The 15,214-nt window shown below is 37.4% G+C and carries 10 protein-coding genes; 7 read left to right on the forward strand and 3 right to left on the reverse strand.

Features of this window, described 5'->3' with window-relative positions; translation table 11 throughout:
- Positions 1-2: 2 nt before the first annotated feature.
- Positions 3-1,190: a glycine betaine/L-proline ABC transporter ATP-binding protein ProV gene (gene proV / locus BTO23_RS12215; RefSeq protein ID WP_105063652.1), complete on the reverse strand. Its 1,188-nt coding sequence runs from the start codon at positions 1,188-1,190 to the stop codon at positions 3-5.
- 473 nt (positions 1,191-1,663) lie between these two features.
- Positions 1,664-2,776, reverse strand: a complete 1,113-nt coding sequence (locus tag BTO23_RS12220; RefSeq protein WP_105063653.1) for an NADH:flavin oxidoreductase — start codon at positions 2,774-2,776, stop codon at positions 1,664-1,666.
- A 427-nt stretch (positions 2,777-3,203) separates the two neighbouring features.
- Between BTO23_RS12220 and BTO23_RS12225 the strand changes: the two genes are divergently transcribed.
- From BTO23_RS12225 to BTO23_RS12255, 7 genes are all read left to right on the forward strand, one after another.
- Positions 3,204-4,670 (forward strand): peptide MFS transporter, encoded by a 1,467-nt coding sequence (locus BTO23_RS12225; protein WP_061012135.1) that lies wholly within the window; start codon positions 3,204-3,206, stop codon positions 4,668-4,670.
- A gap of 358 nt (positions 4,671-5,028) precedes the next feature.
- Positions 5,029-6,513: a dipeptide/tripeptide permease DtpA gene (gene dtpA / locus BTO23_RS12230; RefSeq protein WP_061003443.1), complete on the forward strand. Its 1,485-nt coding sequence runs from the start codon at positions 5,029-5,031 to the stop codon at positions 6,511-6,513.
- Positions 6,514-6,700: 187 nt separating this feature from the next.
- A complete protein-coding gene (locus BTO23_RS12235) occupies positions 6,701-7,051 on the forward strand; it encodes a rhodanese-like domain-containing protein (RefSeq protein ID WP_105063654.1) in 351 nt (116 codons plus the stop codon).
- 177 nt (positions 7,052-7,228) lie between these two features.
- Entirely contained in the window at positions 7,229-8,056 is an 828-nt protein-coding gene (locus BTO23_RS12240; protein ID WP_105063655.1) for a CPBP family intramembrane glutamic endopeptidase, read from the forward strand.
- 116 nt (positions 8,057-8,172) lie between these two features.
- Positions 8,173-8,409 (forward strand): hypothetical protein, encoded by a 237-nt coding sequence (locus tag BTO23_RS12245; protein WP_060992021.1) that lies wholly within the window; start codon positions 8,173-8,175, stop codon positions 8,407-8,409.
- A 238-nt stretch (positions 8,410-8,647) separates the two neighbouring features.
- Positions 8,648-11,845 carry a DUF3427 domain-containing protein gene (locus BTO23_RS12250; protein ID WP_105063656.1) on the forward strand — a complete coding sequence of 1,066 codons (3,198 nt, stop codon included), beginning with the start codon at positions 8,648-8,650 and terminating at the stop codon, positions 11,843-11,845.
- Positions 11,846-11,865: 20 nt separating this feature from the next.
- Positions 11,866-13,566 (forward strand): class I SAM-dependent methyltransferase, encoded by a 1,701-nt coding sequence (locus BTO23_RS12255; protein WP_105063657.1) that lies wholly within the window; start codon positions 11,866-11,868, stop codon positions 13,564-13,566.
- Positions 13,567-13,604: 38 nt separating this feature from the next.
- On the opposite strand, the gene BTO23_RS12260 is transcribed toward BTO23_RS12255, so the two are convergent.
- Complete coding sequence (locus tag BTO23_RS12260) at positions 13,605-14,660, reverse strand: alpha/beta hydrolase (protein WP_105063658.1); 1,056 nt, start codon at positions 14,658-14,660, stop codon at positions 13,605-13,607.
- Between the last annotated feature and the right edge of the window lie 554 nt (positions 14,661-15,214).

Below are 15,214 nucleotides of genomic sequence, written 5' to 3' on the forward strand. Positions count from 1 at the left end.
TTCTACCCCTTATCTAACGTCTGAAGTAGTCGTGATTTCGTCACAACACCAAAATAATTGCCATTCTCATCAACCACAGGTACCGAATAAGGTACATCTGCAACAACACCTAAAATGTCATTAATCGGTTGGTTTGGTTTGAGTGTTAAACCCTCAGGTAGCTGTGCACTGATAAGAGAACGGTTGTCGTTATGAGCTTCACCAAGAGAGTCGACAGAAACAATGCCAGAGTAGAGACTGCTTTTATCTACGACAATGCCGTATTCTCTGTCGTTATCCATTAAGTACTGAAGGGCAGAAGCTGGACCATCATGTTCTGATTTTTTAAACATCGCCGCTGGTTTTTTACGAGCAATGTCTTTTGCTGTTAAAACATTAGCGACATTAACACCACGGAAAAAGGCTTCTACATAATCATTAGCAGGATTATTAAGAATATCGTCAGGAGTCCCAACTTGAACGACTTCACCATTTTGCATGATGGCAATTCTATCCCCGATACGCATTGCTTCATCCAAATCATGGGAGATAAAGACAATAGTACGTTTATCATCATTTTGGAGACGAATAAGTTCATCTTGCATTTCTGTTCTGATCAAAGGATCAAGCGCAGAGAAGGCTTCGTCCATTAATAGAATGTCTGGGTCACAAGCCAATGCTCGTGCTAAACCAACACGTTGTTTCATACCACCTGATAATTCATCAGGGTAAGATTCAGCGTAAACATCCAGTCCAACTCTTTCTAATGCACTTAATGCACATTGTTTGCGTTTTTCAATATCAACACCAGCAAGCTCTAAACCAAAAGCAGCATTTTCGATGACTGTCATGTGTGGCATTAGGGCGAAGTTTTGAAAAACCATTGAGATGTTATTGCGGCGGACTTGGCGAAGCTCATCTTCAGAGATGTGAGCAATGTCTTTACCTCTAAGGAAAACATTACCTTTGGTCGGTTCGATGAGTCGATTTAGGAGGCGAACTAAAGTGGATTTACCTGAACCAGATAGGCCCATAATGACGAAAATTTCACCTTCTTGAATAGTGAGAGAGACGTCATTAACACCAATTGTTAATCCTGTTTTTTCAAAAACGTCATCTTTATTTGCGCCTTCATTAATCATTGAAAATGCGCGATCAGTGTCCTCTCCAAACACTTTATACAGTCCCTTAACTTCCAGTATGGGATTCATTTTTTAATTCCTTTGATTGAAAAATCATTAGTACTATAATTAAATTGACATTGTTTATCAAGGGTTCCTGTACGGTAAAGTTACGACTACTCTTCTTTTCTTGTTGTTTATAATAAAAAAAACAACACTTGTATTTGTTCTAACTTGTTGTTTTGTTGTTATTTTCTGTGTTTTTATCGTATATTCCATAATTGAGCATTATATTTTTTGTGAACATGAGGTAACAAGTTTATTATTGAATGAATAAGTGGCAGGTATGGTGTCTTTTGTAATTTAGTTCGAGTACGAACTAAAAGTGTGTAACTGTTCTTTAACCGCTTCAGATTACGGATATTACTCTGGATTGATATGGTTATGGACAGACAAAAGTTTGAGAGGGTAGTGAAGTGACAGGGAAGTCGTGATGGGTAAAATAAATGTTGCGGTTTTGGCCAAGGGTTAGTGAGGCACTAACCCTTATTGCTATCTATGCATTAGTCTTGTGATTTCTTAGGTTTTCTTTTCTTATACACCACACAGAAATTTCCACGTTTAGTTCGGCATTTAGAGCAACGCTCGCAGTCAACTTCTGCTCGGTTACCTTCTTTCCAACGTTTAATCAGTTGAGGCTCTGCAAGTAGAGGGCGTGATAAGGCAAAATATTGGATATTGGTATTCGCCAACATTGATTCCATGGCCGCAATGTCTGTTAGTCCACCAACCGTGATCACGGGTACGGAAATATCTTGGCTGATCGCATTACCATATTCATGAAAATAGCCTTCTTCTTGAAGCGTGTAGCCATCAAAAGATTCACCAATCATGGTGCTTGCATTACCGTGAATATTTCCTGAAATGATGATGGCATCAACGCCAATTTCTTCCAGTTTTCTACAGATAATGCGAGTTTCATCAAAGGTTAATCCGCCTTCAAAAAACTCAGATGCAGTGAGCTTAACTAAGATAGGGAAGCCATTACCAACCCGTCTTCTGATCTCGGCGTAAATCTCTAATAAGAACCTCATGCGATTATCTAAGCTACCACCGTATTCATCTTCACGACGGTTGTAATATGGGCTTAAAAATTGGTTAATGAGATAGGTATGTGCAGCGTGGATCTCTACGCCATCAAAGCCGGATTCTTGTGCTCGCTGACTTGCTTGAGCAAAAGCCGTAACGATGTAATCGATTTCATCTTTCGTCATCGCTTTGCCCAAGGTCTTTGTGCCTCTTTCACACACTTTACTTGGTGCAAATATAACTCTTTCACCTACATTGTAGGTTGTTTTTGTGCCGCCATAGGCAAGCTGCATGACGATTTTAGAATCATGAGTATGTACTAATTCGGTTAGCTTTTTATATTCAGCAATAAAAGAATCGTTATACATTCCCATCATGCCAGCATTTGGTTTTTCTTCTTCCACAATGTTTGCATAACCGGTAACAATAAGTCCGACTTCACCCTTAGCGAGTTCTTCGTAGATATCATATAGTTTATCGGTCATGTGACCGTCTTCGGTCGCCATGTTTTCCCATGTTGCGCTTCGCATAAAGCGGTTTTTTAATTTCATATTGCCAATATGGGTTTCAGTAAACAAAGTGCTCAAGTGTCATCCTCTTTAATTATGTTTTTCTGGTCACCAGAAGACTAAAAGGACAAAAAAGAACAGCCGTACACTCATTGGCAGGGCTGTTCTTTTTTTGTGCATTTTCGTCAGGTTTGATGAATCGTCGTCAATATAACCGACAATATAACTAAAAATCCTTAATCTATATTAAGAACCAGTCATATCGATGAGGGAATGCTTCTGATTGCTTGTCTTTTATTCAATTTTTTATAAATTTATCAGTTGGTTATATATGAGATTTTTATGTCATTTTTTGACCTCTATTTTTGAAAACTTATGTTGCACGAGATTTGCCGCAAACTTCTTGGTGTTTTAATCGTTGCTGTGTATGTTTACTCAATATTACTGAATAAGTACCGAAGTAACTTATTGATACTTATTCGATGCAGCAGTCACGAGGCAACAGATGAATACGATTAAACAACCAAAAGGGATATTCCATATTATTGCAATACAGATGTGGGAATTCTTTAGCTATTACGGCATGCGCTCTTTATTGATTCTTTTCTTAACGGAAAAGCTATTAATGTCAGACCAACATGCCTATGCCTTGTATGGTGCGTATACATCACTTGTGTATGTAACACCTATTATTGGTGGTTATTTAGCAGATAAGTACCTTGGTAATTACTGGTCAGTGGTTCTTGGTAGCTTGCTTATGGTTGGTGGGCACTTTGTATTGAGCATTCCAAGCAGTGATCACTCGACATTGTATTTAGCCTTGTCACTTATTATTTGCGGTTATGGCTTCTTTAAAACCAATTCTAGTTGTTTGTTAGGTGAACTTTATCAAACCAAAGAGCAAGAGCATGGGCGTGAAGCCGGTTTCTCTATCTCTTATATTGGTGGCAATATTGGCTCAATGATTGCGCCTATTTTATGTGGTTTCGCTGCAATGAAATGGGGTTGGAATGTTGGCTTCTCATTGGCCGGTATTGGTATGTTTATCGGTTTGTGTGTGTTTATCTCAGGCCGTAAATACTTTAGCCACGTAAGCCAACCAAATATGCCAGCGTTAAAGAAAAAAAGTGCCGGTATTCCACATTGGTCTTTATTGATCGCAGCAGTTGCAGTAGCAACGCTAGGTTTAGTCTTTGTGCTTAAAAACCTATGGGCAGGGTATATTTTATTTGTTATCTGTCTAATGTCTTTGGTTCATATCATTAATCTATATCGTAAAAGTGATGCAGAAGATCGTCAAAAGCTAAATTCAATCATGTACTTCATGTTATTTGGTACGGTTTTTTGGGCATTCGATCAGCAGGGTGGTAGTTCTATCAGCTTGTTCATTGAGCGTAACATTAATACTAATATTGGTGGCTTTACGATCCCAACGGCTTTTTTCCAAGCGATTAACCCAATTGCAGTTATTGTTGGTGGCGCAGCGGTTGCTTGGTTATGGAAAATTCTGGATTCAAAAAGTATCTCTGTAAGAACATTAACTAAGTTAAATATTGGTCTTTTATTATTAACCGCAGGGTTTAGCTTAATTACATTGTCTTCTAAATTAGCGATGGCCAGCGGTGAAACCACCTTTGTTTGGTTAATGGTTGGCTTGTTATGTATTGGGGTCGCCGAGCTGTTTATTGATCCAGTGGCCCTTGCTGCGATTACACGACTAAACCCACAAGGTGCAACAGGAACATTAGCAGGTATCTACATGCTTGCAGGGGGATCTGTAGCTAACTATTTAGCGGCTGATATTGCACAGTTTACCTCAACAGATACTGGAGCAAATGCAGGCACATTGGATCTGATTGTGTCAGCGACTCAATATCACCATGTATTTCAAAGTATCCTATTTGTGACGGTAGGCGTATTTGTACTTGGCATGCTGGTTGATTTTAAACACCGTAAACAAGCCGCAATGTAATTCTTCTTATGAGCAACAACAAATCATGGGGTTTGTTGTTGCTTCTATATCCTCTTTATCGCTTCTATTCTCTTTCGTCTTTGTAAGTCCTTCATTTATATTTCTTAAATTTCGCTCTGCATTAAAAGTCATTTTAAGTTGTCATCACTATGTCAGTAAAATTTGTTACTAAATGTTTCTTAGTGTTTCATTTTGTAAGTTGTTGATTAAATGAGACCTTATTGATGGTTCCAAAAATAGCATTTTAGATTTCATTTATGGCTAGTGATAACTAAATGTTAAATAAGTAAGTTGGTTGTGTAATTAGTAAAAAAGCATAAAAAAAATAGCAAACCACAACATACACAAGGATTTATTTATGTCTAACTTGAATGTATTCAAGCAGCCTAAGCAGTTTTATTTAATCTTTTCTATCGAGTTTTGGGAGCGTTTTGGCTTCTACGGTATGCAAGCCATTTTAGCTGTTTATTTGGTTAAAATTTTAGGAATGTCAGAGTCTGAGTCTTTCATTCTTTTTGGTGCATTCTCAGCATTAATCTTTGGCTCTGTAGCCATTGGCGGTTGGGTTGGTGATAAAGTCATTGGCACCAAACGAACCATCACACTCGGCGCGTTAATATTAACCATAGGTTACGCACTCTTAGGTGTTTCAGCATCAGCTGGTAATATTGGCGGTTCAGGTCTTATCTATGTTGCAATGGGCTTCATTACTATGGGTAATGGTCTATTTAAAGCAAACCCATCAAGCCTACTTGCTAAAGTATACGATCAAGACGATAAGCGTTTAGATGGCGCATTTACCATGTACTACATGGCGATTAACCTTGGCTCATTCTTCTCAATGTTACTTACCCCATGGATAGCAAGTCAGTTTGGCTACGGCATGGCGTTTAGTGTCAGTGCCGTTGGTTTGATCATTACCGTGATTAACTTCTTAATGTGTTCTCGCATGGTAAAAGGGGTAGGCTCAGAACCTGATCTAATTGCTGTAAATAAAACGCGGTACTTAGGCGTTGTAATTGGTGCCGTTGCATTGAGCTTCTTGTGTTCAGTACTGCTGCAACATCTATTTTATGCTCACGCTATTTTAGTGGTTGTTGGTATTACGATTGTTGTTCTTTACATGAAAGAAGCGTTCAAAATACAAGGCCTAGAACGCGCGAAAATGCTCGTTGCATTCGCATTAATGCTGCAAGGTGTTGTGTTCTTCGTTCTTTACTTTCAAATGCCAACGTCGTTGAACTTCTTCGCAATTCATAATATCGAGCATAACTTGTTTGGCTTATCTGTTGCGCCAGAGCAATTCCAAGCGTTAAACCCATTCTGGATCATGATTGCGAGCCCAATCCTAGCCATCGCCTATAACAACCTAGGTGAGCGCTTTGCAATGCCATACAAATTCGCATTTGGCATGGTGCTGTGTGCCTTATCTTTCCTTGTTCTAAAATTTGGCGCAAGCTTTGCAAACGCAGATGGCATCATGAGCTCAAACTGGTTAGTCGCTTGTTATGCTTTCCAATCATTAGGTGAGCTACTGGTTTCTGGTTTAGGTCTTGCGATGGTGGCACAACTTGTACCACAACGCATGATGGGGTTTGCGATGGGGATGTGGTTCTTAACCTCAGCAACTGCCGCTGTTATTGCAGGTTGGGTTGCAGCATTGACTACAGCTCCTGCAGGTTTAACAGATGCAAACCAAACATTAGCTATCTACAGCGATGTGTTTGGCAAAATTGGTTACGCAACAGCTATCGTAGCGGTAATTACACTAATGATTGCACCTAAGTTAACACGCATTATTCGTGGTGAAACAACAGGGCAAACAGAAGCCGCTAGCGCGTAATAAAAAAGAGCATCAGCTTAATTTAATCCAGTTGATATAAAAAGAAAGCCAGTGTTATTTCCTGATAAAGGTGAATACGCTGGCTTTTTTTGATCTCGCCTATAAATACGACCAACACTTTATACAGGAAATCACAATCCAGATTAAAATAAGACAAATTTTACTAAGCATTTAACAAGGACAATAAATGAAAATCAAAGCAGGATTGTGTCTGCTACTTGCTATGGCCTCTTTTAACAGTGTGGCCTCAGAGCGAAGCGATAAAGCGTGGGAACTTGTGGATCACGGTGCGTTATTAATTGATGTACGCACTCCTAACGAATTTAACCAAGGACACGTAAAGGGAGCCGCAAACCTTCCTTTAAACACCGTGAATACCGCCTTTGCAGACATAGATAAAAACACCCCAATTGTAGTGTATTGCCGCAGCGGTAATCGTTCAGGGAAAGCCATGAGTTACCTACAACAAGAAGGCTTTACTCAAGTACACAATGGTGGTGGTTTAGATGAAATGCTCTCAAGCCAACCGACAAAATAAATAACATTTAGAGTTCATTAAAAGATTATTGCTTAAAATATATTCACCTAATACAAAGTCCTTTAAAAATAGCGACAAAAAAGCGTATTTATCTTTTCATTGTAGCAACCTATAAGTAGGCTTAGCTTCACATTTAAGACGCGCTTAGACGTCGCTATTACTTTTAAAGGACTTGCTATGATTTTAGATATCTCAATGTGGATTTGGTTGCCACTCTCCCTAGCCATCATATTTGCTTTTGCTCATCAAACCAAACCCAGTTTAGCTCTGCTTGCTATTAGCTTAATCGGCGGATTAATAGAACAAAGACTCAATATAATAGGCTTAGTTGCCCTTATTGTTGGCCTCTTTATCGCTTATAAAACCCCAAGCCTAGAGCGCAAATGGCAGATAGGAGCTTACCTATTTCTCTTCCTTTGGTGTATCGCTCTTTTCCTACACCTAATACCAGGGTTTACCAATGCCAAAGTGCTTGATGCGGTTATTACTGGCCCACAAAGCATCCCTTTTTCAATGTACTTAAACCTAGATAAGCCATTCATCTTTTTTGGATTGCTACTCGCTTATCCTGCAATTTTAGGAAATAAGGTGACGTTGAATAAAAAAGCTATTCTACTCACCGCGATTCCATTATTTAGTTTATTACCAATAGCATGGGGATTAGGCGCTTTACAACCAGAGCTAACTATCCCTAATTGGTGGTGGTTATTTGCGTTAAATAACTTACTGCTTACTTGTGTAGCAGAAGAAGCCTTTTTCCGTGGTTTTGTGCAGCAATCATTAAGTAAACAATTTGGTTGGATAGCAGGCGTAGCAGTGGCAAGTCTATTATTTGGTTTAGCACACATTGGCGGCGGTTTACTCTTGGTTGCTTTTGCTACGCTAGCGGGTGTTGGTTATGGCTTGGTTTATCACTACAGTTCACGTTTGTGGGTTGCTGTGCTATTCCACTTCTTATTTAATTTTGCTCATCTATTGTTCTTCACCTACCCAATGATGAAATAAAAAACAGAGGCGCTCTTCATACTTACAGACAGAGCGCTTTCAGTTTTACTTGACCGCTACAGAACTTGGATCTAATGTGCCATAAAATAATAAAAATATCCTAGTCAGAGGTTTATATGAAAATAGAAGCGATTGGTAAAATTCAAACCGAATCTATTGAACGAGACAGAAGCCAAGAAGAGCTTAAAAACAGCATCAGTAATATGAAGATGCAAAACGAAGGCGTGTACGATCAGCAAGCCATCAAGTTCGCAATGAAGCGAGGTGAGCTAAAAGAAAAAGAGATTGAATCAAGAGTAAACCGCTTAAAAGTCTACATGGACCAACAGCGCAATTTAAACAACGTAATGTAAGCACCCTTCGGGCAACCTGCTTTATCTCGCGAATTGGGGTTGCTCATTCTTCGTAAACCCCAATGGCTCAACCAAGCCACAAAACGCTTCGCTGTGTCTTGGCCCTACGGGTCACAATCAGGGCTAGGTATTTTTATGAAATATAGAGCAAGTTTAATAGGTTTGACTATTTAATTATGCTTACTGCCTTTATTATAAGGTAATCATTTTTAGGTATATAAAATTTTAAAGGCTAACAGTGAAAGCATCTGGAATATATGAACAGCTTATAACTCAGCTTGTTGAGAAAAAATTGGAAAGTAATTCTAATGATTTTTATATCGGTAAGCGGAGCTTAGAAAAAGAGGAAGCCGCTATTTGGGTTACTCGTTTTTTAAGTCATCTAATTGAAAGAGTAATGGCGTGTATTCCAGATAATAATGATAGTCGAATATATGAACAAATCTCATTAGCTAACCGTATGATTCATTGGTTGAGTGAACACATTAATGATGATGATTTTATTTCTGAAAATCTATTGGATACTCAAGGGCGAATTTTAACTGCGTTATTTGATAAGGCGGATCCAATAGCAGCTGATCTTACTAAGTATGCAGAATCAATCATGCCAGAAACAGGACTAACTCATAGTGAGCTTTTTTGTGGCAGCAATGTTGGCGTTTCATTAGAAAGTGAGATTAAGCGTGAAATACAGTCTGCTGATGAAATATATTGGTTAGTATCATTTATTAAATGGACAGGTATCCGTATTTTTAAAAAGGAACTTGAAAATTTTACTAGAGCAGGTAAAAAATTACGAATCATTACTACTTCATATATGGGAGCTACAGATGCCAAAGCCGTTGAATTTTTAGCTTCGTTGCCTAATACCCAAGTAAAATTAAGTTACAATACTCAACGTGAACGATTACATGCAAAATCATATCTTTTTAAACGAAATACTGGTTATCACACAGGTTACATTGGCTCATCAAATCTATCCTATTCAGCTTTAACTAAAGGTCTTGAATGGAATTTGAAAATCACGTCACAAGAAATTTCTCAGGTAATTGATAAAAGTCTAAAGACGTTTGAAACCTATTGGGAATCAGCAGATTTTGAATTATTTGATGGTCAGAGTGAAAGTAAGGAAAAATTGAATCAAGCTTTACAAGAAGCTCGAGGTGGGAAAGGATTACCGGTCTCTAATTTTTATTTTGATATAACACCACACTCACATCAACAGCGGATACTTGAACAGCTTCAAGCAGAAAGAGATATTCATCAGCGCTATAAAAATTTAGTAGTTTCAGCGACTGGAACAGGTAAAACAATCATTTCAGCATTTGATTTTGAACGTTATTATAAAGCTAATCCAGAAGCTAATTTTTTATTTATAGCACACAGAGAAGAGATTTTAAAACAAGCACAAGGTGCATATAGAGGTGTATTGAAAAATAGTTCTTTTGGTGAACTATGGGTAGGTAATTATAAGCCTACTAGCTATAAGCATTTATTTACTTCAATTCAAAGTTTAAACAATAACCTAACAAGCTTAGGGTTAAGTCCAAGTTATTATGACTATATCGTAATAGATGAAGTTCACCATATTGCAGCTAGTTCTTATCGGTCTGTTTTAGAACACTTTTCTCCAAATATATTACTTGGACTAACGGCTACGCCTGAAAGACAAGATGGAGCTGATATCCTAAGTGATTTTGGTGGCGTAATAGCTGCTGATATTCGTTTACCTGAAGCGATCAATCAAAGGCTTCTGACTCCATTCCAGTATTTTGGTATAGATGATGATACTGATATATCGGCAGTTCCTTGGGTAAAAGGTCGATATGATATTGCTGAATTAACTCATGTATATACTCATAATGATCAGCGTGTATCTCGTATTATTCAATCATTGAATGAGATTGTTACTGATATTACACAAATGCGAGCATTAGCTTTTTGTGTTAGTAAGAATCACGCTAAATATATGGCCCAAAAATTCAGTCTATATAATATTCCCTGTGGTGTTCTTACATCTGACAATCGTAATGAGCGAGAATTGCAACTTCAGAGATTGAAATCTAAGCAAATACATGTGCTTTTTGTCGTTGATATGTTTAATGAAGGTGTAGATATTCCTGAATTAGATACTTTACTTTTCTTACGACCAACAGAGAGCCTAACTGTATTTTTACAACAATTAGGACGTGGTTTGCGTTTAACAAAAGGTAAAGAGTGTTGCACTATTTTAGATTTTGTTGGCAATGTGCGTCCGGATTATGATTTTACTCATAAATTTAGTGCATTGATGGATAGGACAACACAATCGATGGCGAAAGAAATCAAACAAGGATTTCCTCACCTCCCTCTTGGTTGTCGTATTGAGTTACAAGAAAAATCCCAAGCAATTATCCTGAAGAGTATTAATCAAGCAATATTAAATAAAAATAAACTTCTGAATTTAATAAGAAATTTTTCGAATGTAAGTAGTTTACCTTTAACGTTATCTAATTTTTTAGTTATTTATCCTCATATAAACCTAGAAGACATCTATAAAGTCAAAATTGGTAAATGTGGAGGGTGGCAAGCATTATTGCTTGAAAGCCGTGGATTATCCTTAGATAAAAAAGAATTAGATATTTACACTGCTTATTATCGGGCTATTAATAATCGCTTACTCATTTGTACATCACTTTCATACTTGAACTTTGTTAAATATGGTATTGAAAATGAATTTAATTGGGACCTCTATCAGGTTGAAGACTGTAAAAAAGGTTTAATGTCTTTAATGCTACATTATGATTACTGGGATAAATCAGGCCAGCACTGTGGATTTAGTGAACTTTCTGATAGCTTTAAGAAAGTTAGACATACTGAACTACAAAAAGAGATATTAGAAGTCGTTCAACTATTAATTAAGAGATTAAATGTAAATGAATTTAGCATGACTCCTTTTTCAAAGCTTGTAGCTAATGTAGTTCCTTTAAATATGCATGCTCGCTACCCTAAAGAGCATATATTGGTTGCTTTTGGTGATAGTTCATTTGAAAAGAAATCATCAAGTAGAGAAGGTGTTTTAAGTATTAAAAATGCAAATACTGAACTTCTTTTTGTGACATTAAATAAATGTGAAAAACAGTTTTCTGTGACAACGATGTATCATGATTATGCTATCAGCGATACCTTGTTTCATTGGCAGACTCAGAATAGCGCTAAGCCTCAATCTGGTCGAGGATTGAGCTATATACAGCAAGCTCAAACAGAAAAAACCTATGTTTTATTTGTGAGAGAACAAGCTAAAGATGAGTTTGGACGAACTATGGGGTTTGTTAATTTTGGTCCCGTTGATTTTGTTAAATATGAAGGGAGTCAACCAATGAACATAACATGGAAACTAAAGCATCCAATGCCTGCTTACATGTGGCATGATACCGCGAAACTTTCGATAGGTTGATAAGGCAGTACATAACAGTCATGAAGAACATTCAATTCTATAATCAACATTCAGAAGAGCTACTTCAACATTACACATCAGTAATGTTTGAAGAAGTTCATGCTAGTTGGAAACTATTCTGGCCATTTTCTGGTGAGAAAATTTTGGATGTGGGGGCAGGTGTTGGTCGAGATGCCAAATGGTTCTCAGATCAAAAATGTACTGTTATTGCGTTAGAACCCGCGAAGAAAATGCGAGATTTAGGTAAAAAATACACAGGCGAGCAAGTGCAATGGTTGGATGATTCATTACCTGAATTGAGCCATACCATCGGATTAGGTATGCGCTTTGATGTAATTTTAGTTAGCGCAGTGTGGATGCACATTCCACCTAGTTCCCGGGCTCGTGCTTTTCGAAAGCTTTCTAATCTTCTTGCTCCAAATGGCCGTTTGGTTATCAGTTTACGTCATGGTGATTTTAGTGATGGAAGAAACTCGTATTCATGTTCAACTGATGAATTAGCTCAATTTTCAAAAGATGCTTGTTTACATACTCGTTTAGTTACAGATATTGAGCCTGATGCGTTAAAACGTGGTGAGGTTCAATGGCAAACCATTGTGATGAGTTTACCTGACGATGGTTCAGGTGATCTTAATAAAGTCCGTCATATCATTGTTAATGACAGTAAAAGTTCAACCTACAAATTAGCACTACTGCGTGTGTTATTGCGTATTGCAGATGCTCATTCTGGTTGTGTGATGGATAGGACTGATGGCGAAGTTTCTATTCCGTTAGGGCTAGTTGCTCTTTATTGGATTAAAGCTTATAAACGATTAATTGATGTCGGAAATATCCAGCAAAACAGCAATACTAAAAAAGGCCTAGCATTTATAACTGAAGACGGGTGGGAGAAACTGACTCATTTATCGGCGGATGATTTAGCTATTGGCGCTGTATTTTGTAATGAAGACGCAAAAGCCTTACAAAAAGCAATACAAGCGACGATAAAAACTATGAAAGATGGACCTATTAAGTTTATTTATTCAGGCTCTTTAGAAGATAATAATCAAGAGTTTTCTACAGTAACCCCTTCTAAAAGACGTAAAGTTGAATCAAGTATCGTGCTCGATTCTGCTTTTTTTGAGAGCTTTGGTTCGTTTGTATTAAAGCAGAATCTTTGGGAGTGTTTCCGTCTTTATTATTCGTGGATTGAACCATTAGTGGTGAATCAGTGGATTTCTGAAATGCAGCGATTTGAGGCGAATAGAGAGAATAATATAACGCTACAAACGTATCATGATTGTTTAGTTTGGTTAGATAAAAAGCATGATACGAATCGTATTCGCTCGAAAATAGAAGACTTAAAATCAAAGGGCCATTCGATTCAATGTGTTTGGGGGCAAACTAAAATCAATGACGAGTATCATGTAGATCATTGTTTACCCTTTGCGTATTGGCCAAATAATGATCATTGGAATTTATTGCCTTCGAGTAAGGCGCTAAATTTAAAGAAAAGCGATAGAGTCCCTTCACTAAATCGACTTGAAAAATCTAAGCCAACAATTTTGGCTTGGTGGGAAATGGCATGGGAAAATCCAAATGAGCAGCAACGCTTTTTTAATGAAGCCGCTCTTTCATTACCAAATATTCCTCCTCAATGTAGGGATTTTGAGGAGGTGTTCAATGCTATGGGATTTCAAATTAAAGGAGTTCAAAGTCGTTTATTAGTTAGAGAGTGGTAAATATTCCCTACTTTTATTGATGAGTTAAGGAAGCTGTACTACCTCAGCCTACCTGACAGCTTCCCTCTGTTTTTTACAATCCCAATCGTTACGGGCTTTTTCACTTTTAAGCTTAATTCTCCGTTTGTTCTTTCTCGGGTTGGTATGGCCAATCTATCAATATCGCCTAATAAGGTTTGTGCTAAATCTTCCGCAAAGTGTTTGCAGTAAAAGTGCCATGAGTGGGTCCAATTATCATTAGTATCTTGCGAAAAAGGGCTGGTGAGTGATAACCAGTGGGCACCACAATGCACATTAACGACATGATCGGGGGCATTATTCGGGATCCCTACGCGTCCACAACGAGGAGATAGTCCAGAGCGGTTTATACCTGATATTTTTAAGGCCGTATCATAAGGACTTTGGTAATTAGTAATACGAGTGGATTGTTCAAACAAAGGTTGTGATTTGCTGTCATCTTTCTGTAATGATTTTTGGGCAATATCTCCCCCAATAAAACATATTTGGTTAACGTTCCAATGAATGCGTTGTAAGGTTCGGTTTTTACTGGCTTGGTAAAATGCTTCTCTAATCACATAAGCCCCAGTCGAATGCCCAAGTAAATGAACATCAATATCGCATTGGTTTTTACGTTCGTTGAGTTGGTTAATAGCTAATGGAGTGATCCCTGAAATAACCAATTGTAATGCACTTTGATAAGCATCCATCCTGTCTTCTAAATTGTTTAAAGTGTAAGGAGTGCAAGGCCAATCGAAGCTGACAATGGTGCCTATGAATCCTTGCTCTTTAAGGTTTTTATTTAACAGTTTATGGCGTTGTATGACCTCTTCTTGGTTATTGTTATACCCATGTACAAAGAAAAGAATGTTTCCTGTTTTAAATTGAGCTAATGGATGGTGGTCAGGGTGGTGCCCACTGGTTGCTGCTTTTGTTAACTCAGTAATCCAACGCTCTTGGTTTGTGTGATGAATATTATGATCAGAACTTATCGCATCATCAGGCAAGATCAAGTAATGAGCACAGGCCGCTTCATTTATGCATTGAGCGTTTATTGAGCCTTTTTTAGGGTGACGTGTACTTAATATGAATATCACTTAACATCCTTGTTACGTAATTTTATAAGCTTACAGAATAGAAGGTTTTTAAAAGATAAGAAGTCTTAGTGTAAGAAGTTGCGAAGGAGAGTTAAGAGGAATGAAATAAGCGTGCAAGATTGTCTTTTTTTTAAGAATTAAATGTCAATCTAATTTAATTATGTTTTATATCAGTAAGTTATTTTATATTAATATTTGTGAATCATGATCGTATGTTTGTGAATAAATGATACTAATTACTTTTTAAATGCAGCATAATGACTGCCATAAAAAACGCAAGAGAGTATTCTCTGCAATAAAAAAACCAGAAAGAAACAGAAAATACTGTTTCTGGTCTAGGTGATAGTGGCTTAAACAACATAGGGTAATGAGATGTTATTAAATGGTTCTCAGAGTTCATTCATGGTATTTATGGAATTTTTAATCGTAGGGTTAGCGATTGTGTTAATTCCGATGGCAATACATACACTTCGTATTTTGAGAGAGAAAGAGTAATCACACCTTTTCTTTCTTAATGTAAATTATTGGGTAAAATAGGGTTTTCTTCTTTAGTT

This window comes from Aliivibrio sifiae (assembly GCF_002954715.1).
Classification (GTDB): Bacteria; Pseudomonadota; Gammaproteobacteria; order Enterobacterales; family Vibrionaceae; genus Aliivibrio; species Aliivibrio sifiae.